Origin of the sequence: Deinococcus aquiradiocola (assembly GCF_014646915.1) — a bacterium.
GTDB classification, from domain to species: Bacteria; Deinococcota; Deinococci; order Deinococcales; family Deinococcaceae; genus Deinococcus; species Deinococcus aquiradiocola.
In genome coordinates this window covers 297,325-319,033 of record NZ_BMOE01000002.1, presented here as the reverse complement: position 1 = coordinate 319,033, position 21,709 = coordinate 297,325, and the positions used below count along the sequence as shown (strand labels likewise).

The window sequence follows — 21,709 nt, the reverse complement described above, 5'->3', positions numbered from 1 at the left end:
ATGAAGATCACCATCCTTGGAGCGGGAGCCATCGGCGGGCTCGCCGGGGCCTACATGGCAGCGGCCGGCCATGACGTCACCCTGGTCGACCGCTGGGCCGAACACATCGACGCCATCAAACGGCACGGGATCACGGTGGACGGGGTACGGGGCGACCTGCACTTCGACGTGAACGCCCTGCACCCGGCCGAACTGCAGGGACCGCTGGAAGCCGTCCTGATCGCCACGAAGAGCCAGCACACCCTCGAAGCCCTGGAGAGCGTCCTGCCGCTCTTCGGACCGGACACCTTCGTGGTGTCGTACCAGAACGGCTTCAACGAACACGCCATCGCCGAACGGCTGACGCAGGCGGGCCTGGGCGGGCTGGAACGCGTGATCGGGTCCATTCCGAACTACGGTGGGGCGCTCGTCGATCCCGGCCACCTGGAGTTCGTGCACGAGGGCGCCATTCAGCTCGGCGAGATGACCGGCGGCCGGACGCCTCGCCTGCAGGCCCTGGCCGACCGGCTCTCCGCCCTGACGGAGGTGCAGCTCTCGGACAACATCTGGGGTCAGATCTGGGCGAAGGAAGTCTACAGTGCCCAGGTGGTGTTCAGCGCCCTCGTGAACGCCCCGATCCGTGAGACGCTGGGCGTGGAACGCTACGCCCGCGTGGCCGGTGCCGTCGTCCGGGAGGCGCTGGAGATCGCCGAGGCGAACGGTATCACGGTCGAGGCGTTCGACTTCTTCGACCCGGCGAACTACAGGCCGCGCACGCCTGCCGAGACGCAGCGCCTGCTCGACAACATCAATCACGCGGTGTGGCTGCTGAAGAAGGACCAGAAACCGGACGCGCACGTCTTCAGGAAGCAGGGCAGCGGCATCTGGTGGGACATCGTGTACCGCAACAGGCCGTCGGAGGTCCGGTCGAGCAACGGCAAACTCGTCGAGTACGCCGCGAAGGTCGGCGCCGACGCGCGCCTGAACGCCCGGCTGTGCGAGATGATCTACGAGATCGAGGACGGGCAGCGTCAGCTGGGCTTCCACAACTACGACGAGCTGGAAGCGTACGTGACGGCGCTCGGCAAGGCGCTGCCGTGAGCGGCCCGGCACGGCTGGGCGTCGGCGTGATCGGCGCGCACGCGTGGGCCGAGCAGGCGCACCTGCCGGGGTATCACGCCTACGAACGCGCGGAACTGGTCGCGATCTGCGACACCGTTCCGGAACGTGCCGAGGCGATGGCGCGGAAGTTCGGCGTCCGCAAGGTCTACACCGACGCACAGCAGCTCATCGATGATCCCGACGTGCAGATGGTGGACGTGTGCACGCCGACCGATACGCACCTGCCGCTCAGCCTGGCCGCCATCCGGGCCGGCAAGCACGTGATCAGCGAGAAACCGCTGGCGCACGACGCGGCAGACGCGTTCATGGCCGCACGGCTGGCCGACGAGCACGGGGTACGGACGAAGCTCGGTTTCACGTTCCGCTACTCGCCTGCCATCCGGCAGATTCACCGGTGGATCCGGGACGGAACGCTCGGCGAGCTCTTTCACGTGCACGGCCTGGAGCAGAACTCGCAGTTCCTCGATCCGACCTACCCGCTGCGGCAGGTTCCGGCGGACGCCGACTGGAGTGCCCTGATTCCCTCGTCGGTCGTGGGGTACGGCTCGCACCTTCTGGACCTGGTGCGCTGGTGCGCCGGGGAGTACCGCAGCGTGATCGGCAGCATGCACAACTACGTTCCGCAGCGGCTGGTGCGCGGCTACGACGGCCCGCAGCGGATCCCGGTGGAGGACGGGACGGTGGCGCTGGCCGAATTCGCGAGCGGCGCCCAGGGCATCCTGCAGACCTCGTACATCGCCGTGGGCAACTACCCCGGCGTGGAACTGCGCGTGTACGGCAGCCGCGGCGCGGCCGTCGCGCGACTGGTCGAGGAGGGCGGGGTGGCGGAGACGCTGCATTTCGCCACGCCGGACGCCGTGGAGTTCAGGAAGATCGACCTGCCGGACACGGCCTACCCGCCCGGCACCACCCTGCACACGCCCTGGCCGGAACTGTACTACCGGAACCTGATCCGCCACTGGGTCGACGAGATCCTCGACGACCGGCCGGGCGAGTGCACCTTCTTCGACGGCGCGAAGAGCCAGGAGACCGTGAACGCCATCGTGCGGTCCCACCTCGAACGGCGCTGGGTGGACCTGCCGACCGGCCCGGAGCGCCCGGTGACAGCGCCGTGAACGGCCTCCAGCATCTTGTCGACCGCTACCTGGACCTGTTCGCCCGGACGCGGCCGGTGGACGCCACCTTCATGGGCCTCAAGGGACACGACGGGCAGCTGCCCCCCAGCGGTTCCGAGGCGGTACGTCAGGAGCAGGCGGAGCTGACGGCCCTGCTGCAGGACGCCGAAGCGGCCGGACTGACCCCGGACACGCCCGCCGACCGTCTCGACCTGTTCCTGCTCCGATCGCAGCTCAGGGTCACACTCAGGGAAGCGCAGGAGAGGCCCCGGCAGCACAACCCGGCCTGGTACACCGGTGAGGCCGCGTTCGGACTCATCAGCCTGCTCCTGCCCGGCCCGCAGCCCACCAGGGCGGCAGCCGTCACGGCCCGCCTGCAGGCCATCCCGGCCTTTCTGGAGGACGGCACCCGGACCCTGACGCCGCTGAACCTGCCGCCCGACTGGGTCGAGCGGGCCCGGCACGAGGCCGCGGCGCTCGAAGCGCTCCTGCGGCGCGGGCTGCCACTGCACCCGGACTGGCAGGCGGACTGGGCCGACCCGGCGGCCGACGCGGCCGACGCCGTCCAGCGGTTCGGGACCAGGCTGACGCCCGGCACGGCCGATCCCGCCTGCGGCCGCGCGTACCTGGAGTTCCTGATGCGTGAGGCGCACGCCCTGCCGTTCACGGCCGAGGAGGCGGAAGGCCTCGCGGCAGCAGCGTTCGGGACCCTGCGCGCGGACCTCGAAGCGATGGCGCTGCAGCGCGACAGCGGCCGAAGCTGGCGCGAGCAGCTCGCCGCGCTCGAACTCCAGCACCCGGCCTTGGACGAACTGCCGGGCACCTACCGCATCTGGCACGAGCGCGCCCTGGACGCCGCCGCGCCGCTGATGACCCCGGCCCGCGAGTACGGCCTGAACTTCGAATTCCTGCCCGCCTGGGCGAGGGAGGCCGCGGGCGCCCTGTACTTCCTGTTCTACCGCTCGCCGGCCGCTCAGGCGCCGGGAACGGGAAGCGTGTACTGGATCTTCCCGCCCGGCCCGGACGAGGACGCCTACCTGCGCGGTCAGAACGTTCCCTTCATCAAGGCAGTTCACGCGGTGCATCACGGGTCGGTCGGTCACCACACGCAGAACGCACGCGCCCGGCAGGCCGCGTCGCGGCTGGCACGGCTGGGCGGCACCGACGGTGCGAGCGGCATCGCCTTCCTGAGCGCCGGCACCCTCATCGAGGGGTGGGCCTGTTACGCCGAGGACCTCCTCCTCGAAATCCCCGGCTTCTACACGCCTGCCGAGGAACTGCTGCTCAAGCAGTTTGAGATGAGAAACGCCGCCTGCTGCCTGGCGGACCTGCGCCTGCACACCGGCCGCTGGAGCCTCGACGAAGTCCGGGCCTTCTACCGCGACGAGGTGGGATTCGCGCCGGGCCGCGTGTGGGCCGAAACCACGCGCAACAGCATCTATCCCGCCACCCGCCTGATGTACTGGCTGGGCACGCGGGCCATCCGGGCGTTACGCGCCGAGCTTCCCCTGCAGGTCCAGGACTTTCACGACCGGCTGCTGTCGTACGGCCACGCCCCGGTGACGTGGATTGCCGCGGAACTTCGCCGGATTACCGCCCCACAAGGAGTAGCATGACCCTCACGCCCGCACGAAAAGCTGAACTCCGGGAACGTTACCTCAAGGTCGACACTGCCAACGTGGCTGACATCCTCGACGAGATGGGCCACCCGGACCACGGTCTGGCCAGCAGCTTCTGGCCGATCCGCGAATCGCAGAACAAGATGGCCGGCTGGGCCTACACCGTCCGCGGTCAGATGACTCCGTACCCTGGCACGGGCGATCCGGCCAAGATGGAAGCCGTGTCCGGCCTGGAGCCGGGCAGCATCAGCGTCTGGAGTGGCGGTGGCGCGCAGGGCGTGTGCTTCTTTGGTGAACTGATCGCGCGCGGCATGCAGCACCGGGGCTGCGCCGGCTCACTCATCGACGGCGGCATCCGCGACATCGAATGGATCGCGCAGATGAACTTCCCGGTGTTCACCCAGTACCGTTCGCCCGTGCAGTCCATCGGCCGCTGGCAGGTCAACGCCTGGCAGGTCCCGGTCTACCTGCCGGGCGCGACGGTGGACCGCGTGACGGTCCGGCCCGACGACTTCATCCTGGCCGACTTCGACGGCGTGATGCTGATCCCGCAGGAACTGGTGGAAACGGTGCTCGAAAAGGCCGAGGCCCTCACCCGGAAGGAAGCGGCCATCCGCGAGGACCTCGACCGGGGTATGACGCTGCCGGACGTGCTGGCGAAGTACGGGCACGTCTGATGGACCTCGGACTGAACGGCAAGACCGCCATCGTCACAGCGGCCAGTTCGGGCCTCGGTTACGCCACCGCGGCGGCCCTGGCCGCCGAGGGCGCACGGGTCGCCCTGTGCTCACGCGACCTGAGCCGCGCCCGGCGCGCAGCGGCACAGATTCAGGCGGACGGCGGGGAAGCGCTGGCCTTCCAGGCGGACGTCGCCCGGATGGACGACCTCACGCGGTTTTTCGGTGAGGCGGGCGACGCGCTGGGTCCGCTCGACATCCTCGTCTGCAACGCGGGCGGACCGCCTGCCGGTCACTTCACGGCGCTCGGCGAGGAGGAGTGGAGCACGGCTTTCCAGTTGACGCTGATGAGCGTCGTGCGCAGCGTCAGGCTGGCCGTGCCCCTGATGCAGGCCGCCGGAGGCGGGCGGATCCTGACGGTTCTCAGCAGCAGCGTGAAGAAGCCGATCGAGAACCTGACGCTCTCCAACACCTTCCGGCCTGCTGTGCAGGGCCTGTGTAAGAGCCTGTCGCTGGAGCTGGCCGGGGACCGGATTCAGGTGAACGGCCTGGCTCCTGGACGCATCGAGACCGAACGGATCAATCAGCTGGACGACGCGCTCGCCGCCCGGAAGGGCCGCAGCCGGGCGGAGATCCGCGCGGCCTCCGAGGCGCAGATCCCGGCGGGCCGGCTCGGGCGTCCCGAGGAGTTCGGACGGGTGGCCGCCTTCCTGTGCTCCCCCGCCGCGGCGTACGTGAACGGCAGCGTCCTGCTCGTGGACGGGGGAGCCGTGACCAGCCTGTGAATCCTGAACGGACGGTCTACCGCCCCGAGACGCACGCCCTGCTGCTGACCGACTACTGTCTCGCCGTGCAGCCGGGCGAACGGGTGCTGATTCAGGGCACCACGCTGGCGCTCCCCCTGGTGGAGGCGCTTACCCGCGCGGTGCTGGAGCGCGGCGCGGCGCCGGTCGTGCGGCTCGAATACCCCGCTCAGGAAAGCGATTTCCAGCGTCTGGCCGCGGATCACCTGCTGGACGCCGCGGACCCGCTGCTGCTGGCGGACGTGGAGAGCGTCCAGGCCTCCATCCGGATCCTGACGCCGTCCGCACCCGTGCCGGGACTCGGTCCCCTGCGGCAGGCCCGGCACCGCAAGGCCCTGGCACCGGTCGCTCGCCTCCGGGCCCAGCGCCGCTGGAACCTGACCCTGTATCCGACGCCGTACGGAGCGGACGCGGCCGGAATGACCCTGCCGGACTACGAATCCTTCGTGGCGCGGGCCATGTTCCTCGACGCGGCCGACCCGGTCGCGAAATGGGGCGAGGTGCGGGCCCTGCAGGCGAGCCTGGTGGAACGGCTGTCGAGGGCGCGCGAGGTACGGATCGTGGGGCCAGGCACCGACCTGCGCCTCGACGTGCGGGGACGCAGCTGGGTCAACAGCGACGGCAGGCGCAACATGCCGTCCGGTGAGGTCTTCATCAGCCCGGTCGAGACGAGCGCGCAGGGAGAGATGCAGTTCGACCTGCCCACCCAGTACGGCGGCGCGGACGTCCGCAACGTCCGCCTGACCTTCGAGAACGGCCGGGTGGTGAACGCCAGCGCCGAGGAGGGCGAGGACGTGCTGCTCGCCGCCCTGAACACCGATGACGGCTCCCGGGTGGTCGGTGAACTGGGCATCGGCACCAACGCCGGCATTCAGACGCCCAGCCGGAACATCCTGTTCGACGAGAAGATCGGCGGCACCGTGCACGTGGCCCTCGGCAACGGCTACCCGGAAACCGGGGGCACCAACGTCTCCGCCGTGCACTGGGACCTCATCAAGGACCTGCGGACCGGCGGTCAGGTGCTCCTCGACGGGGAGGTGTTCCAGCAGGACGGCCAGTTCATGTGAGCAGGCCCGTTCCGGCGGGGCGCGGCGTCCGTGTCAGAGGTCGAGTTCCATGAAGACGTCCGCGCGGGCGTAGGCGAGGTCCGGGCGGCGTTCCGGCGGCAGGTGCGTGAAGCCGAGCTGTTCGTACAGGTGGACGGCGCTGCCGAGCCTGGTGCTGCTGCCGAGCATCAGTCGGCGGGCGCCCAGGCCGCGGGCCTGCAAGATGGTGTACTCGAGGAGCTTTCGGCCGATGCCCTGCCCGCGCAGCCTCGGGGTGACGGCCATCTTGGAGACCTCGTACTCGCCGGGCCGGGTGGGCCGCAGGGCCACGCAGCCGACCGCCTCACCGTGCATTCGCGCCATGAAGATCCGGCCGCCCGGCGCGAGAATCTGTCCTTCGGGGTCGCCGAGCTGTTGCCGGTCGGTGTCTTCGAGGGTGAAGTGATGCGTGATCCATTCCTCGTTCAGGGTCCGGAAGGCGGTGAGGTCCTGTGGTCCGTGGGCCGGGCCGAACTCGGGGACGGACGTGCCAGCTGCACTGCGGTCGTCGTTCATGCGCACCTCGCTGCGGACCAGTATGGGGAGCGTGTCACCGAGATGTCCAATATCTTGTTCGCGTGGAACGAGACGAGCTGAATATCCCTCGGGCGCTGGAGTTGCGTCACCTGCGGTACTTCGTGGCGGTCGCCGAGGAACTGCATTTCGGCCGGGCGGCCCGGCGCCTGAACCTCGCGCAGCCGCCGCTCTCGCAGCAGATCCGGCAACTGGAGGACCTCGTGGGCTGCGCCCTGCTCGTGCGGACCTCCCGGTCGGTGCAGCTCACCCCGGCAGGTGCAGCCTTCCTCGACCGGGCGCGCCGGACGCTGCGGAACGTTCAGGACGACGTGCAGGAGGCGCGCAGCATCGCGCGCGGCGCGCGGGGCGTGCTGCGGATCGGGTTCGCGGGCTCCGCCATCCTGACGGTCCTGCCGGGCCTGCTCGGCCGGTACAGGGCGCAGGAGCCGAACGTCGAACTGAACCTCCGGGAGTCGTTCACGGCGCAGGTGGTGGACGGCCTGCTGTCCGGCGCGCTGGACGCCGGCATCGTCCGCGACATGGAACCGGTGCCGGGCCTCCACGCACACGTTATCGCGTCGGAACCGTTCGTGGTGGTCCTCCCGGCCGACCACCCCGAGGCGGGGAGGGCGTCGGTGCCGGTCACGGTCCTGCGGGACCGGCCCTTCGTGTACTACCCGCGTTCGGCCGGAGCGCGGGCCTACGAGAAACCGCTCAGTGTGTGCGAGGCCGCCGGGTTCAGGCCGGTCGCCTCGCAGGAGGCCTCGCAGTGGCTGACCATCCTGCGTCTGGTGGGGGCAGGCCTGGGCGTGTCGCTCGCGCCCGCATGCGTGGCCGGGGTGGCGCCCGCGAACGTCGTCTGCCTTCCCCTGCAGGGCGTCAGCCTGGAGAGCGAACTGCAGGTCGTCCGCCGCGCCGACGACCGCCGCCCCCTGGTCCGCAGCTTCGAAGCCCTGGCGCTGGAAGGCTGAACCTGGCCCCACACCCGCGACGGTGGTCCGCAGCGGGAGGTGCGGGCCGTCCAGTCCGGGCGTGGCATCATCCTGGAGTGCGTGCCCTTCTGCTGTCCGGGTGGTGGCTCCGGTCCGTGAACCTGGAGACGCCGTGACGTTCTCGCCGGACCTCGGGACGGACGCGCAGCTGTTCGGGCATGACGCCACGCCCGGCATCGTCTCGGTGCACGCGGACCACCGGGGGCGCGCGTGGGTGTGGCGGCGGGTGGGCGAGTCCCTCACGCTGGAGCGGGACACCTTCCGGCCCTGGCTGTTCGCGGCGGACCTGCGGGACCTGGAGCATCTCGGGTCCCGCCTCGCCTGGAACGACGATTCGGCCGAGTTCGCCGTGCGTTCCCTGCGGGGCGGGGAGGGGAGGTTGCGGTACCTGCTGACGGCGCGGGACGGTCAGGCGCTCCGGCAGGAGGTGCTGCGCGGCGCGTCGAAGCGGTCCGGTCGGCGCGTCACCGGTCTGCGGGACCTCCCCGGGTACCACGGGGTGCAGCCGGTGGAGGGGTACCTGATGGCGTCGGGCCGCACGTACTTCAAGGGCCTGGAGTTTGACGGTCCGGTCCGACTGCAGTTCGATCTGGAAACGACCGGCCTGGATCCGGCGACGTCGCGCATCTTCATGATCGCCGTCCGGGACAACCGCGGGTTCGAGGCCGTGCTGGAGGCCCGCAGGGCGAACGAGGAGGCGGCGCTCGTCGAGGGGCTGATGCGGGTCCTCCGGGAGCGCGACCCGGACATCATCGAGAACCACAACATCCACGGCTTCGACCTGCCGTTCCTGCAGGGCCGCGCGGAGCGGCTGGGCGTGACGCTGAACTTCAGCCGTCCCGGCGCGCCGCCGGGCCTGTGGCGGGTGCTGGACGGCGGGCGGGACGCGCACTGGGCGTGCGCGGGACGTGAGATCGTGGACACCATCGACGCGGTGCGGCGTCTGAACCTGCCGAGCGCGGGCCTGAAGGCCGTGTCGCAGCTGTTCGGACTCGCCCCGGAGGGCCGCGTGTACCTGGAAGGCGCGAAGATCGCGCAGACGTACGTGTCGCAGCCGGCGCTGGTGCGGCGGTACGCGCTGCAGGACGTGCAGGAGGTCGAGGCGCTCGCCCGGCGGGTGCTCGCGCCGTCGTTCGCGCTGGCCCGCATGGCGCCCCGGCCGTACCACCGCCTGCCGTACGCGGGGACAGCGATGGGGATGCTCGAACCGATGCTCGTCCGCGCGTACCTGCGCGCCGCGCACGCCCTGCCCGGCCCGCAGCCGCCCGGCGAGGCGCACCAGGGGGGCGCGGTCACGCTGTTTGCCGAGGGAGTGCTCAGGCGCGTGGTGAAGGCGGACGTGGCCAGCATGTACCCCAGCCTGATCCGGCACGGGCGCATCGGGCCGGTGAGTGACACCCTCGGGGTGTTCCTGCACCTGATGGATCACCTGACCCGGCTGCGGCTGGAGCACAAGGCGGCCGCGAGGCGCGGGGATCCCGGCGAGCACGACGCGATGCAGAATGCCATGAAACTCGTCGTGAACAGCGGGTACGGGTACCTGGGGGCGGGGCGCATGAGCGTGTTCGGGGACGTGCAGGCCGCGAACCGGGTGACGACGCGCGGCCGGGAGACGCTGCGGCTCGTCACGGACGGTCTGGCGGACCGGGGCGTGACCCTGATCGAGGCGGACACGGACGGCGTGTACTTCAGCGTGCCGGAAGGCTGGAGCGAAGAGGACGAGCGCCGCGTGATCCGTGAGGTGGACGCCCTGCTGCCGGACGGCGTGACGCTGGAGTTCGACGGCCGCTGGGCGGCGATGCTGAGCCACGAGACGAAGAATTACGCGCTGCTGGGGTACGACGGGCAGCTTGACCTGCGGGGGGCGGCGTTCACGTCCAGCCGCGGCGAGGCGTACGGGCGGGCGTTCCTGAGGCGGGCCGTGACGTGCCTGCTGCAGGGGGACGTGCCGGGCGTGCGTGCGGCGTTCGAGGACGCGCTGGACGACGTGACGCGCGGGCACCTGCGGAACGCGGAGGTCGCGAGCCGCGTGCGCCTCACCCGCAGCGAGGACGAGTACCGGCAGTCCCGCCCGGGTCGGCAGGAGGCCGTGTACGAGGCCCTATTCCGTGCCGGGCGGGCCTGGCAGGCCGGGGACCGCGTCATCGTCTACCAGCGGGCCGGGGCGGGCCTGTGCATGCTGGACGACCCGGACGACCGCGACTACGACGCGCGGCATTACGGGCAGGTGCTGCTGAACGGGTTCGCGACCCGGCTGCGCAAGGGGCTCACGGCGGACGGGTACGCGCAGGTGACGCGGCAGCGCCAGCCGGGCCTCTTCGACACGCCCCTGACGGACCTGCGGACCGTGTGGCAGCCTGTGCCCGCCCGTACGGACGGAAGAGCGAGGTCCGGGTCCAGTCAGGCGGAGTGAAGTGGGACGGCGGCGAGCCGCAGGACGGCGTCCTCGATCCGCTGGGCACTGCAGGCCGCGTAGCTCAGGCGCACGTACGATCCGTCCGGTTCGGCCGGGAAGTAGTTGCGTCCGGCGCTGACCTGCACGCCCTGCCGGGCCGCGTCCGCCACGTAGGTCAGGTCGTCGGTGTGGTCCGGCAGCCGCACCCACAGGTTGAAGCCGCCTGCCGGGGTGCCCATCACCTGCAGGTGCGGCAGGTGACGGGCCAGCGCGGCGCGCATCACGTCCCGGCGTCCGCGTAGGGTGCCGCGCAGGTGCTGGAGGTGCCGGGGCCAGATCCGGGACGTCAGGACCTGCAGCGCCGTCTCCTGAATGGGGCCCGACAGGAAGTAGTCCTCGACGGCCCGCGCGTTCCGCAGCCGGGTGCGGACCGGTCCGAGTGCCGCGATGGCCGCGACACGCAGGCCGGGCGCGGTGGATTTCGTGATGGACCGCAGGTACACCACGCGGTCGGGGGCGAGCACGGCGAGCGGCGGCGGGGGCGTGCCGTGCAGATTCAGGTCGCGCGCATAGTCGTCCTCGACGATGAACGCGCCGGCCTCCTCGGCCGCCCGGATGACCTCGGCCCGCCGTTCCGGCGAGAGGACGGCGCCGGTGGGGTTCGCGTACAGCGGCTGCAGGTACAGCACCCGGGCGCCCGAGGCGCGGAACGCCGCGTGCAGCAGGTCGGGCCGGATGCCGTGCGTGTCGGTGGGGACGGGAATCAGGCGGGCGCCGATGGTGCGCGCGGCAGCCAGCACCCCGTAGTACGTGGGGGATTCCACCAGCAGCGGCGCGCCCGGTGGGACCAGCGCGCGCAGTGCAGTAGACAGCGCGGCCTGCCCGCCGGGTGCGATCAGCAGGTCTTCCGGCCGGTGCTCCGGGCCGAGCTGCTGAGCGAACCACGTCCGGAGCGCCTCCAGACCTTCCGGCGGCAGCCTCGACCAGATGCCGGGCCTGCGGGCGGCGCTGGCGGCCGTCCTGTGCAGCAGGTCCGCCGGGTGCAGGGACTCGTCGGTGTACCCGCTCCCGAGCGGAATCAGGCCGGCCGGGGTGGGGCTCAGCATGGTCTGCATCTCGCCGGGCAGGGCCAGGGTCTCGGAGAGCGCCACGGTCTGCCAGCCGACGTCCCGGACGGGTGTGGGGGCGGAAACCTGCGCCACGAAGGTGCCCCGGCCCGGCTGCGTCACGATCCGGCCCTCTCCGACCAGCCGCGTCAGGGCGGCACTGACCGTCACCGGGCTCGCCTGATACTGCCGCGTCAGGTCGCGCACCGACGGGAGCCTGTCACCTGGGCGGTATTCCTGCTCCAGCAGGGCCCTGAGGGCTTCGAGGATGCGTACGCTTCCCTGCGGTTCTCCCTGTGTGGGCTTCATGCTGATATCCTATTCCGTGAAGACTACAGGTAACGTTACTGCTCCGGTCGCGATAACGCCTCCGCCGCCCCGCCCGGCTGTCCCCACGAACCGCGCCCCTCAGTCCGCCGGCTGGTGGTGGGCGGCCCTGGGCGTCCTGTGTTTCAGCCTGACCCTCCCCATGACGCGGCTCGCCGTCCCGGAGTTCGGGAGTGTCGCCACCGGCTTCGGCCGGGCGGTCGTCGCGGGCCTCCTCGCCGTGGCCCTGCTCGCGGCGCGCCGTGAACGCCTTCCCGAACGGCGGCACTGGCTGGGGCTGACCCTCGTGACGGTCGGCGTCGTGTTCGGCTTTCCCGTCTTCACGTCCCTCGCCCTGAAGACCGTGCCCGCCACGCACGCCGCCGTCGTGGTCGGCCTGCTCCCGGCCGCCAGCGCCGTCGCCGCCGTCCTGCTCGCCCGGGAACGCCCCCGACCCGCCTTCTGGCTCGTGTGCGCCCTCGGCTTCCTCGCCGTGCTGGGGTTCGGCGCGGTGATCGGCGCCGGGCACCTCGGCCTGGGGGACCTGTACCTGCTGCTCGCCGTCCTGCTCGGCGCGCTCGGGTACGCCGAGGGCGGGCGACTCGCGCGCACGCTCGATGGGTGGCGCGTCGTCAGCTGGGCCCTCGTGCTCGGCCTGCCCGCCGCCCTGAGCGTCCTGCTGCTCACCCCGCTCCCGGCGCACGTGCCGTCCCTCCCGGCGTGGCTGGCCTTCCTGTACATCTCGGTCTTCAGCATGTTCCTCGGCTTCTTCGCGTGGTACCGCGGACTGGCGCTCGGCGGCATCGCGCACGCCGGTCAGGCCCAGCTGATCCAGCCGGCCCTGACGCTCGGCTGGGCCGCCCTGCTGCTCGGCGAGCACCTGACGTTCCCGACCCTGATGGCCGCCCTGCTGATCATCGCCTGCGCCGCTCTCAGCCGCCTCACCCGCTGACGCGCCACCCTCACGCGCCCCAGCGCAGCAGCCACCATCCGGCCAGCACGCCGCGCGCCACCCACAGCACGGTCCGGAGCAGGTTCGTCCGGACGAGCCGCGCGTGCAGGGCCGCGTCGAAGCCCGCCGCGAGCTGCCCGTGGGTGGGAGACTGCACCAGCGCCGTCGAGCCCCAGATCAGGACGATGAGCGCCAGCCCCAGCCACACGGACACGGCCGGCAGCGCGGGCGGCCGGAACAGCACCAGCGCGGCCCCCGTCCCAAGTTCGGCCAGCATCAGCGGCGCGACCAGCCACGTGATGCGCGTCACGTGCTCCTGCTGGTACGCCGCGTACCCGCCCGTCCCCACGCGGGCGAACAGCGGGTAATGCACGACCTGAATGGTCAGGATCAGGCCCACCAGGGCCCAGGTCAGTGCGGCGTGCGTGACGAGCAGCATGCCCCCAGTCTGCCACCCGGCGGCCGCCAGGACCGGGAACGGCGCCGGGAGGGGCTCAGGTCACCGTTCACCGATGCGCACGATCGGCACCCAGTCGCTGCCCTCCCGGAAGAGCGTCACCGGTCTGCTTGCCGGCCTCCGTGAACAGGGCTGTCCTTCTTCCGGAACGTACGGCAGCGCCCAGGTGCCCGGCCTTCACGCCCGGTGAGCGTCCCTCCGGGTCGGACCGTTGGCCTTGTCCGCGTGACCCGTTCCCACTCGGCTGCAGGGGATAGGCGTTTCGGCGTACGGCGACCCGTGCAGACGGCGCTGTGCGGGCGGGCGGGAACCCGCTAGCCTGCACCTGAAAGGGGCGAGCATGGACACGAGACGAAAATACCCGCGCACGCCGCACCTCCCCTGGTCCCCCGGACGGGGTGCGGACGACACGGTCCTGGGCGCGAGCCTGCCGTTCGAGGGCCGGGAGGTGGTCGTCACCGAGAAACTCGACGGTGAGAACACCACCCTCTCCCGTTCGGGCATGCATGCGCGCTCACTGGATTCCGGGCCGCACCCCTCCCGGGACTGGGTGAAGGCGCTGCAGGGAAGGACCGGGTACCTGATCCCGGAAGGCTGGCGTGTCTGCGGGGAGAACGTGTTCGCCCGGCACTCGCTGCCCTACGACGACCTGGAAGGGTACTTCTACCTGTTCAGTGTCTGGGACGACACGAACGTCGCCCTCTCCTGGGACGACACGCTCGCCTGGGCCGCGCGACTCGGCGTCCCGACGCCCCGGGAGTTCTACCGTGGCCCGTGGGACGAGCGGCAGTTGCGGGCCCTGCAGGTGAACACGGACGTGACGGAAGGGTACGTGGTCCGGACCGTGCAGGCCTTCCGGTACGGGGACTTTCAGGAGCACGTCGCGAAATTCGTGCGGGCCGGTCACGTGCAGACGGACGAACACTGGAGTCGTCAGCCGGTCACGCCGAACCGCCTGAGGAGCGCCCGGTGAGGCCGCCGCTGGAGGACCTGCGCGGCACCGGCACGCCGGACCTGGCCGCGCTCACCGCCTCGCTCGGGGACGTGCTGCCGCTGCTGTCCCAGCTTCCCGGTACCCCTCAGGACGAGGAATGGCACGCCGAGGGGGACGTGGCCGTCCACACCGGGCGCGTGCTGCAGGAAGCGTACCGGCTCGCCGACGCGGCCGCGCTGCAGGGCGACGCCCGGCTGACCCTGATCCTGGCGGCCCTGCTGCACGACATCGGCAAACCTCTCACGACCCGGACCCAGCAGGACGAGACCGGCCGGCCCCGCGTGATCTCACCGCGCCACGCGGACCGCGGCCGTTCCTTCCTGGCGTACCGCCTCCCCGAACTGCAGCTGCCCACGGCCGTGCAAAGCGGCGTGATGGCCCTGGTCGGTCATCACCACGACCTGGCCCGCACCTTCCGGGACGGAACGCTTCCCGCGTATCGCCGACTGGCGCGCCAGGTCGATCTCCGGCCGCTGTACCTGCTGGAAGTCGCCGACACGCGCGGCCGCGTCACGCCGGACCAGGCGTCGCGGCTCGACGACCTCGACCTCTTCCGGCTGCAGGCCGAGGAGTACGACCTCTGGGACGCCCGCGACCCGTACGCCGGGTGGCGGGAGCACGTCCGGGCGGCCCTGCCGGACGCCTCACCCGCCCTGCTCGACCTGACCCTGCAGCGCGGCGTGCTCGACCACGAGTCGGGCCTGATCCAGACGCCCGAGGAGGCCGTCGCGCGCGCCTACGCGGCCCGTGGCGGCTTCCCTGAACTGGTGGTCACCTGCGGTCCGAGCGGGTCCGGCAAGAGCAAATGGATCGCCGAGCACCTCCCGGACCACGAGATCGTTTCGCTCGACGCTCTGCGGGAGGCGCTGGCCGGCCGGCGGGCGGATCAGTCCGTGAACGGCCAGGTGCTGCAGGCCGCAAAGGAACAGCTGCGCGAAGCGCTCCGGCGCGGCAGGAAGGTCGTCTGGGACGCCACCTGCACCCGGCGTGATTTCCGGCGCGTCCCGCTTGGGCTGGGCCTCGACTACGGCGCGCTGACCACGCTGGCCGTGTTCCAGCCGCCCACCAGCACCCTGTTCACCCGCAACGCCGCGCGCCCGCACCCGGTTCCGGCGCAGGTGCTCGCCCAGCAGCTCGAGCACGCCGAGTTCCCGTACCTGCCCGAAGCGCACCGGACCGTCCTTCCGGGCGGCCAAGACACCGTCTCACGCAGAGGAACCTGACATGCTGATCACCCTGACCACCACCCACCGGCCCGCCACGGACCTCGGGTTCCTGCTGCACAAGCATCCGGACCGGCTCTTCACGTTCCCCCTGCCGGGAGGGCAGGCGCAGGTGTTCTACCCCGAGGTCAGCGAGGAGCGCTGCACGGCGGCCCTGCTCGTGGAGCTCGACCCGGTCGCCCTGTCCCGTGGGCGGGCCGGGCGCGGCAGCGCGCCGCTCGAACCGTACGTGAACGACCGCCCGTACGCCGCGGGCAGTGCCCTGACCGCAGCGCTGCGCGAAGCGTTCGGCACCGCCCTGAGTGGACGCAGCAAGGAACGGCAGGACCTCGCCGACACGGCGCTGCCGTTCGAGATTCACCTGCCTGTCCTGCCCTCGCGGGGCCATCCGGACCTCCCGCGGCGGCTGTTCGGGCCGCTGGGCTACGCGGTGCACGCCCGCCCCGTGACGCTCGACCCGGCGTTTCCCGAATGGGGGGACAGCCCGTACCTCGACCTGAAGCTGAGCGGTACCGTGCAGCTCAGGGCGCTGCTGGCGCACCTGACGGTCCTGATTCCCGTGCTGGACGACGCCAGGCACACCTTCGTCGACGAGGGCGAGATCGACCGCCTCGCGCGGCTCGGGGACGGCTGGCTGCCCGGGCATCCGGAACGCGACCTGATCCTGCGCCGATCCCTGAAGCACCAGCGGGACCTGCTGCGGGCGGCAGCCGGGACGTTCGGACCGCTGGACGAGCCCGCGGCCGGGCCGGCCACACCTTCCCTGAACGCGCAGCGGCTCGCGGCCGTCGAGGCCGAACTGGTCGCCAGCGGCGCGGCGCGCGTGCTGGACCTCGGCTGCGGCGAGGGGCACCTGCTGAACCTCCTCCTCGCGAACCCCCAGTTCCGGGAGATCGTCGGGATGGACGTCAGCGCCCGCGAACTGAGCCGCGCGGCACGGTACCTGCGCCTGGACGAACGGCCGCCCACCGTCCGTGCCCGCCTGACGCTGCTGCAGGGCTCGCTCACGTACCGCGACGCCCGTCTGAGCGGCTACGATGCCGCCGCGCTCGTCGAGGTGATCGAACACCTCGACGAGCCGCGGCTGTGGACCCTGGAACGCGTGGTGTTCGGTGAGGCGAGGCCCGGCACCGTGATCGTCACCACCCCGAACGCCGAGTACAACGCCCGTTACGCGTCCCTCGGGGAAGGAGAACGGCGGCACCTCGACCACCGTTTCGAGTGGAACCGCGAGACGTTCCGCCGCTGGGCGGCGCGCGTGAGCGACACGTTCGGGTACACGGTCACGGTCCGGCCCGTCGGGCAGAGCGACGCGGACCTCGGATCACCCACCCAGATGGCCGTGTTCAGCAGGAGTGCTCCGTGAACGGCGAGACTGGCGTCCTGCCGGTCGGCACGCGCGTCGTCACGCGTTCCGTGCTGCACACGCCCGCGCAGATCGTCCTGCACCCGGCCGGGACGCTCGGGGTGGTGGTCCGGGCACCGACCGCGGCGCCGCACACCTACCGCGTGCAGTTCCCCGACGGCAGCGAGCACAGCTTCCTGCGCCGTCAGCTGAGCCTCCACCGCGAGCAGGGGAACCTCGTGGCGCCGCAGTCCAGTGACCTGTGGGCGCAGGTTCAGCTGCGGGTGGTGGTCGGCTCGCGCGCCTTCGGCCTCGACACCGACACCTCAGACACCGACCGGCGCGGGTTCTGGCTGCCCACCGCCGCGCAGCACTGGGCCCTGTGGGGCGTGCCGGAACAGCTCGAGAACGAAGAAACCCAGGAAACGTACTGGGAACTCCAGAAATTCCTGACGCTGGCCCTCAAAGCCAACCCGAACATCCTGGAAGTGCTGTACAGTCCCCTCGTCGAGCACGCCACGCCCCTCGCGGAGGAACTGCTCGCCATGCGCTCAGCCTTTCTGTCCACCCTCGTGTACCAGACGTACAACAGTTACGTGATGGGCCAGTTCAAGCGGCTGGAAGCGGACCTCCGCAACCACGGCGAGATCCGCTGGAAGCACGCCATGCACCTGCTGCGCCTCCTGCTGTCGGGCCTCTCGGTGCTCCAGGAAGGCGAAGTTCTCGTGCACGTCGGCGAGCACCGGAGCACGCTGCTGGCCGTCAAGCGCGGCGAGGTGCCCTGGGACGAACTGAACGCCTGGCGGCTTGACCTGCACCGCCAGATGGCCGCGGCCGTGCAGACCACCCGGCTGCCCGAACGTCCCGACGCCGCCCGCGTGAACGCCTTCCTGATCCGCGCCCGAACGGCGATGCTGGAGCACCCATGATCTACCCCCACCCCCTTCACGACGCCGTCCGCACCCACCCTTACCCGCTCCTGTTCGCCACCGTCAGCGGGGCGCACCTGTACGGGTTCCCCAGCCCCGACAGCGACTGGGACCTGCGCGGCGTGCACGTCCTGCCCGCCCGCGAGGTGCTGGGCCTGCACCCGATTCGCGAGACCATCGACTCGGACCGTGTCGTGGGCGGCCTGGAACTCGACCTCGTCACGCACGACCTGCGCAAGTTCATGGCCCTGATGCTGAAACCGAACGGGTACGTGCTGGAGCAGCTGCACTCACCGCTGGTGGTGCTCACCACGCGCGAGCACGCCGAGCTGCGCGACCTGGGCCGCCGCTGCGTCACCCGCCACCACGCGCACCACTACCTGGGCTTCAGCGCCGGGCAGTGGAAGCTGCTGAACCGTGACGACCCGCCGCGCATCAAGCCGCTGCTGTACACCTTCCGCACCCTGCTGACCGGGCTGCACCTCATGCGGACCGGTGAGATCGAAGCGAACCTCGAGGTGCTGAACACCGAGACTCGACTGCCCTACCTCGACGACCTGATCGCGCAGAAGCGCACCGGCCACGAGAAGGAACCGCTCACGGGCGATCTGGGCTTCTACGAGACGGAATTCCGGCGGCTGACCCGGCAGCTGGAAGAGGCGCAGGTGGCCACGCACCTTCCGGCGAACGTCGAGCCGGAGGTGGAAGCTGAGTTGAGCGACCTGCTCGTCCGGCTGAGGCTGCCCATATGACCGCGGGCCTGAAGCGAGCGGTGGAGGAGCTGCACACGGCCTTCGCGGACGTTCCGCAGCCTGCCCGGATCACAGGCTGTACCCACTGCTGCATAAGCGAGGAAGAACTGGCGCGGCTGGTCGAGGTGCCGAGAGCGGAGCTGACAGCAGACGAGCTGAAATCGTACGCCTGGAACGTGCCCGATACCGTCGGAACTGAAGCAGATTTCAAATACTTCCTGCCACGCATTTTTGAACTGGTGGCCGAAGGCGAACTTCAGGAGATAGGGGCCGGCTGGACTCTTCGTCGCCTGAAATACACTGCCTGGACGAGCTGGTCCCCTGAACAGATGCAGGCGATTCGGGCCTATCTGATGGCCTGGTGGCAGATGGCATTAATGAAGACCGCGAGAAGAGATGACACTTCTGCAATGGATGTATTTTTCAGCATCGTCGAGACGGACGAGTCCCCTGAATCGTACTTGAGCTTCTGGGAGCAAGCAAAAACACTGGCAGCTTCTGACCACCTCGCTCTTACCATTCAGTTTCTACGTTCAGACGGAGAGGACTCTTTAGATTTTAACGTCTATGCCCCAGATAAATTGCAGACTCACCATCTTCTGAATCACTGGTTCTTGCGACCATCTGTTCTCACGCGTTTGAACTCTGGCGTGGCAACGGCAAGTTCAGACATGCTCCCAGCTTATGAGATCGCCTGCCGGGTCATGCGTCGAATCCTGGTGGCACCATGACATCCATCTCCCTTCCTGAACTCTGTCTGGTGGCGCTGATCGGCGCGTCCGGGTCCGGCAAGACCACTTTCGCGCGTGAGCAGTTCGCGCCGGGTGAGGTGCTGTCCAGCGACGCCTTCCGGATGCTGGTGAGCGGCGACGAGAACGCTCAGGACGCCACACACGACGCCTTCGAGGCGCTGTATTTCGTGGCGCGGCAGCGGCTGAGGCGCGGGCTGCTGACGGTGATTGACGCGACCAGCGTGCAGGCCGACGCCAGAAGGCACATCGTGGCGCTCGCCCGGGAGTTCGACGTGCTGCCGGTGGCGGTGGTGCTCGACCTGCCGGAGGACGTACTGATGGCCCGTTACCGCGCCCGGACGGACCGGCATTTCGGGCCGCAGGTCATCTCGGGGCAGGTGGGTCAGCTCCGGAAGTCACTCGGCAAGCTGCAGGCCGAAGGGTTCCGGCACGTGACAGTGCTGCGCTCGGCGGAGGACGTGCGGGCCGTGAGCATCACCCGCACGCGGCTGTACAGCGACCTGCGGCACGAGCACGGACCGTTCGACTTCATCGGCGACGTGCACGGCTGCCTGACCGAACTGCGGGAACTGCTGGAGCAGCTGGGTTACACGCTGGACGGCCTGGAGGTGACACCTCCGGCCGGACGTAAGGCTGTCTTCCTGGGCGACCTGGTCGACCGGGGTCCCGACACGCCCGGCGTGCTGCGGCTGGTGATGGGCATGGTGGCGGCAGGTACGGCGCTGTGCGTGCCCGGCAACCACGACGAGAAGCTGGGGCGGGCATTGAGGGGCGAGAAGGTCACGGTCGCGCACGGCCTGGACCGGTCGCTGGCACAGCTGGAAGGAGAGGGTCCGGAGTTCCGGCAACAGGTGGCGGACTTCATCCGTGGGCTCGTCAGCCATTACGTGCTCGACGGGGACGAGCACAACCGGGGCCGGGTGGTCGTCGCGCACGCGGGGATGAAGGAGGCGTTCCAGGGCCGCGCGTCGGGCCGGGTCCGGGCCTTCGCACTGTACGGGGAGACGACAGGTGAGACGGACGAATTCGGTCTTCCCGTCCGGCTCGACTGGGCGGCCGGGTACCGGGGTGAGGCGCTGGTCGTGTACGGTCACACGCCGGTCCCGCAGGCGGAGTGGCTCAACCGGACCATCGACATCGATACGGGGTGCGTGTTCGGTGGAGCGCTCACGGCCCTGCGGTACCCGGAGCTGGAGGTGCTGAGCGTGCCTGCCCGTGAGGTGTACAGCGAGCCGGTCCGTCCGCTGGTCCGTCCGCTGGTCCGTCCGGTAAACGTCTCGGCTCAGCAGCAGCACGACACGCTGCTGGATCTGGCGGACGTGACGGGCGCGCGACTCATCGAGACGCGGCTGCGGGGCCGGATCGCCGTGCGGGAGGCCGAGGCGGCAGCGGCGCTGGAGGTGCTGGGCCGGTACTCCACCGACCCGCGCTGGCTGGTGTACCTGCCGCCCACCATGTCGCCCTGCGAGACGAGCGGACGGGACGGGTTCCTGGAGTACCCGACCGAGGCGTTCGAGCATTACCGCCGCGCCGGGCTGACGCACGTGATCTGCGAGGAGAAGCACATGGGGTCCCGCGCCGTGATCGTGCTGACGCGCTCGGCCGACGTGGCCGCGCAGCGGTTCGGGGTGCAGGACGGCCATGCGGGTGCCGTGTACACCCGCACCGGCCGCCCCTTCTTCGAGGAAGGGGACCACGCCCTGGCGTCCGGCGTGCTGGACGGCCTGCGCGGGGCCGCGCAGGTGGCCGGACTGTGGGAGGCGCTCGGGAGTGAATGGGTGATCCTCGACGCGGAAATCCTCCCGTGGTCCTTCAAGGCCGGGCCCCTGATCCGCGAACAGTACGCCGCGGTGGGGGCCGCGGCGCAGGCGGCCCTGCCCGCCGAGGTGGCCGTGCTGGAGGCCGGTGTGGACCGCGGACTGCCGCTGGCGGACCTGCTCGCCCGGACCCGCCAGCGGCTCGCGCTGACCCGCGCGTACTCGGACGCGTACCGGCCGTACGTGCGGCCGGTCAAGTCGCCCGGCGACCTGCGCGTCGCGCCGTTTCACGTGCTCGCCAGCGAGGGCGCCGTTCACACGGAACGGGAGCACGCCTGGCACCTCGAACTGCTCGCGTCGCTGGCGCGCGCCGCACCCGGACTGGTGACCGGCACGGCGCACCGGCACGTGGAGCTCGGGAATCCCGGCAGTGTCGCCGAGGCCGAAGCGTGGTGGATCGCCCTCACCGCGGCGGGCGGCGAAGGCATGGTCGTGAAGCCCGCGACCTTCACGGCCCGCGGCAGGAAGGGTTTGGTGCAGCCGGGCATCAAGGTCCGGGGACGGGAGTACCTGCGGATCATCTACGGGCCCGAGTACACCCTGCCGGAACACCTCGACCGGCTGCGTGCCCGGAACCTGAACGCGAAACGCACGCTCGCCCTGCGGGAATTTGCGCTCGGCGTCGAGGGACTCGAACGGTTCGTGCGGCACGAACCGCTCCGCCGGACCCACGAGTGCGTGTTCGGGGTGCTCGCCCTCGACAGCGAACCGCTCGACCCGCGTCTCTGAGTGGGCCTCTCCCGTGGGGCCGTGCGTTCCGTCCTGCCCCGCAG

The 21,709-nt window shown here is 70.6% G+C and carries 19 protein-coding genes; 16 read left to right on the top strand and 3 right to left on the bottom strand.

Features of this window, described 5'->3' with window-relative positions:
- From IEY33_RS05265 to IEY33_RS05240, 6 genes are read left to right on the top strand one after another with little or no spacing between them, the layout of a single operon-like run.
- On the top strand, positions 1–1,080 hold the full coding sequence (locus tag IEY33_RS05265; protein WP_188961214.1) for a ketopantoate reductase family protein: 1,080 nt from the start codon (positions 1–3) through the stop codon (positions 1,078–1,080).
- Positions 1,077–2,216, top strand: a complete 1,140-nt coding sequence (locus IEY33_RS05260) for a Gfo/Idh/MocA family protein (protein WP_188961213.1) — start codon at positions 1,077–1,079, stop codon at positions 2,214–2,216. The genes IEY33_RS05265 and IEY33_RS05260 overlap by 4 nt, the downstream gene beginning before the upstream one ends.
- The gene (locus tag IEY33_RS05255) at positions 2,213–3,832 is read left to right on the top strand and encodes a DUF885 family protein (RefSeq protein WP_229670786.1); all 1,620 of its coding nucleotides are present in this window, start codon (positions 2,213–2,215) and stop codon (positions 3,830–3,832) included. Before IEY33_RS05260 ends, IEY33_RS05255 begins: the two co-directional genes overlap by 4 nt.
- A complete protein-coding gene (locus tag IEY33_RS05250; protein ID WP_188961212.1) occupies positions 3,829–4,512 on the top strand; it encodes an RraA family protein in 684 nt (227 codons plus the stop codon). Before IEY33_RS05255 ends, IEY33_RS05250 begins: the two co-directional genes overlap by 4 nt.
- On the top strand, positions 4,512–5,297 hold the full coding sequence (locus IEY33_RS05245; RefSeq protein WP_188961211.1) for an SDR family oxidoreductase: 786 nt from the start codon (positions 4,512–4,514) through the stop codon (positions 5,295–5,297). Before IEY33_RS05250 ends, IEY33_RS05245 begins: the two co-directional genes overlap by 1 nt.
- Positions 5,294–6,382 (top strand): aminopeptidase, encoded by a 1,089-nt coding sequence (locus IEY33_RS05240; RefSeq protein WP_229670785.1) that lies wholly within the window; start codon positions 5,294–5,296, stop codon positions 6,380–6,382. Before IEY33_RS05245 ends, IEY33_RS05240 begins: the two co-directional genes overlap by 4 nt.
- A gap of 33 nt (positions 6,383–6,415) precedes the next feature.
- On the opposite strand, the gene IEY33_RS05235 is transcribed toward IEY33_RS05240, so the two are convergent.
- A complete protein-coding gene (locus tag IEY33_RS05235) occupies positions 6,416–6,916 on the bottom strand; it encodes a GNAT family N-acetyltransferase (RefSeq protein WP_188961210.1) in 501 nt (166 codons plus the stop codon).
- A 62-nt stretch (positions 6,917–6,978) separates the two neighbouring features.
- Here IEY33_RS05235 and IEY33_RS05230 point away from each other — a divergent pair, with 62 nt between their 5' ends.
- Positions 6,979–7,887 (top strand): LysR substrate-binding domain-containing protein, encoded by a 909-nt coding sequence (locus tag IEY33_RS05230; RefSeq protein ID WP_229670784.1) that lies wholly within the window; start codon positions 6,979–6,981, stop codon positions 7,885–7,887.
- A 133-nt stretch (positions 7,888–8,020) separates the two neighbouring features.
- A complete protein-coding gene (locus tag IEY33_RS05225; RefSeq protein ID WP_188961209.1) occupies positions 8,021–10,321 on the top strand; it encodes a 3'-5' exonuclease in 2,301 nt (766 codons plus the stop codon).
- Here IEY33_RS05225 and IEY33_RS05220 read toward each other — a convergent pair.
- The gene (locus IEY33_RS05220; RefSeq protein WP_188961208.1) at positions 10,309–11,718 is read right to left on the bottom strand and encodes an aminotransferase-like domain-containing protein; all 1,410 of its coding nucleotides are present in this window, start codon (positions 11,716–11,718) and stop codon (positions 10,309–10,311) included. The two genes, IEY33_RS05225 and IEY33_RS05220, sit on opposite strands and share 13 nt — an antisense overlap.
- Here IEY33_RS05220 and IEY33_RS05215 point away from each other — a divergent pair.
- Positions 11,678–12,667 (top strand): DMT family transporter, encoded by a 990-nt coding sequence (locus tag IEY33_RS05215; RefSeq protein WP_306415598.1) that lies wholly within the window; start codon positions 11,678–11,680, stop codon positions 12,665–12,667. The genes IEY33_RS05220 and IEY33_RS05215 overlap by 41 nt on opposite strands.
- Before the next feature lie 10 nt (positions 12,668–12,677).
- Here the strand turns inward: IEY33_RS05215 and IEY33_RS05210 are convergent, their stop codons facing one another.
- The gene (locus IEY33_RS05210; RefSeq protein ID WP_188961206.1) at positions 12,678–13,106 is read right to left on the bottom strand and encodes a hypothetical protein; all 429 of its coding nucleotides are present in this window, start codon (positions 13,104–13,106) and stop codon (positions 12,678–12,680) included.
- 358 nt (positions 13,107–13,464) lie between these two features.
- Between IEY33_RS05210 and IEY33_RS05205 the strand changes: the two genes are divergently transcribed.
- From IEY33_RS05205 to IEY33_RS05175, 7 genes are read left to right on the top strand one after another with little or no spacing between them, the layout of a single operon-like run.
- Positions 13,465–14,097: an RNA ligase family protein gene (locus tag IEY33_RS05205; protein ID WP_188961205.1), complete on the top strand. Its 633-nt coding sequence runs from the start codon at positions 13,465–13,467 to the stop codon at positions 14,095–14,097.
- Complete coding sequence (locus IEY33_RS05200; RefSeq protein WP_188961204.1) at positions 14,094–15,341, top strand: AAA family ATPase; 1,248 nt, start codon at positions 14,094–14,096, stop codon at positions 15,339–15,341. The genes IEY33_RS05205 and IEY33_RS05200 overlap by 4 nt, the downstream gene beginning before the upstream one ends.
- A gap of 1 nt (position 15,342) precedes the next feature.
- Positions 15,343–16,707 carry a 3' terminal RNA ribose 2'-O-methyltransferase Hen1 gene (locus IEY33_RS05195; protein WP_188961203.1) on the top strand — a complete coding sequence of 455 codons (1,365 nt, stop codon included), beginning with the start codon at positions 15,343–15,345 and terminating at the stop codon, positions 16,705–16,707.
- Positions 16,704–17,615 (top strand): nucleotidyltransferase domain-containing protein, encoded by a 912-nt coding sequence (locus IEY33_RS05190; protein WP_188961202.1) that lies wholly within the window; start codon positions 16,704–16,706, stop codon positions 17,613–17,615. The genes IEY33_RS05195 and IEY33_RS05190 overlap by 4 nt, the downstream gene beginning before the upstream one ends.
- A complete protein-coding gene (locus IEY33_RS05185; protein WP_188961201.1) occupies positions 17,612–18,367 on the top strand; it encodes a nucleotidyltransferase domain-containing protein in 756 nt (251 codons plus the stop codon). The genes IEY33_RS05190 and IEY33_RS05185 overlap by 4 nt, the downstream gene beginning before the upstream one ends.
- Entirely contained in the window at positions 18,364–19,098 is a 735-nt protein-coding gene (locus tag IEY33_RS05180) for a hypothetical protein (protein WP_188961200.1), read from the top strand. Before IEY33_RS05185 ends, IEY33_RS05180 begins: the two co-directional genes overlap by 4 nt.
- Complete coding sequence (locus IEY33_RS05175; protein WP_188961199.1) at positions 19,095–21,665, top strand: polynucleotide kinase-phosphatase; 2,571 nt, start codon at positions 19,095–19,097, stop codon at positions 21,663–21,665. The genes IEY33_RS05180 and IEY33_RS05175 overlap by 4 nt, the downstream gene beginning before the upstream one ends.
- The last annotated feature ends 44 nt before the right edge of the window (positions 21,666–21,709 follow it).

Coding starts and splice junctions, on each gene's coding strand:
- IEY33_RS05250 (WP_188961212.1), top strand. CDS start 3,829: ATGACCCTCACGCCCGCACGAAAAGCTGAACTCCGGGAACGTTACCTC.
- IEY33_RS05245 (WP_188961211.1), top strand. CDS start 4,512: ATGGACCTCGGACTGAACGGCAAGACCGCCATCGTCACAGCGGCCAGT.
- IEY33_RS05180 (WP_188961200.1), top strand. CDS start 18,364: ATGACCGCGGGCCTGAAGCGAGCGGTGGAGGAGCTGCACACGGCCTTC.
- IEY33_RS05205 (WP_188961205.1), top strand. CDS start 13,465: ATGGACACGAGACGAAAATACCCGCGCACGCCGCACCTCCCCTGGTCC.
- IEY33_RS05265 (WP_188961214.1), top strand. CDS start 1: ATGAAGATCACCATCCTTGGAGCGGGAGCCATCGGCGGGCTCGCCGGG.
- IEY33_RS05185 (WP_188961201.1), top strand. CDS start 17,612: ATGATCTACCCCCACCCCCTTCACGACGCCGTCCGCACCCACCCTTAC.
- IEY33_RS05220 (WP_188961208.1), bottom strand. CDS start 11,718: ATGAAGCCCACACAGGGAGAACCGCAGGGAAGCGTACGCATCCTCGAA.
- IEY33_RS05175 (WP_188961199.1), top strand. CDS start 19,095: ATGACATCCATCTCCCTTCCTGAACTCTGTCTGGTGGCGCTGATCGGC.
- IEY33_RS05235 (WP_188961210.1), bottom strand. CDS start 6,916: ATGAACGACGACCGCAGTGCAGCTGGCACGTCCGTCCCCGAGTTCGGC.
- IEY33_RS05210 (WP_188961206.1), bottom strand. CDS start 13,106: ATGCTGCTCGTCACGCACGCCGCACTGACCTGGGCCCTGGTGGGCCTG.
- IEY33_RS05215 (WP_306415598.1), top strand. CDS start 11,678: ATGCGTACGCTTCCCTGCGGTTCTCCCTGTGTGGGCTTCATGCTGATA.
- IEY33_RS05195 (WP_188961203.1), top strand. CDS start 15,343: ATGCTGATCACCCTGACCACCACCCACCGGCCCGCCACGGACCTCGGG.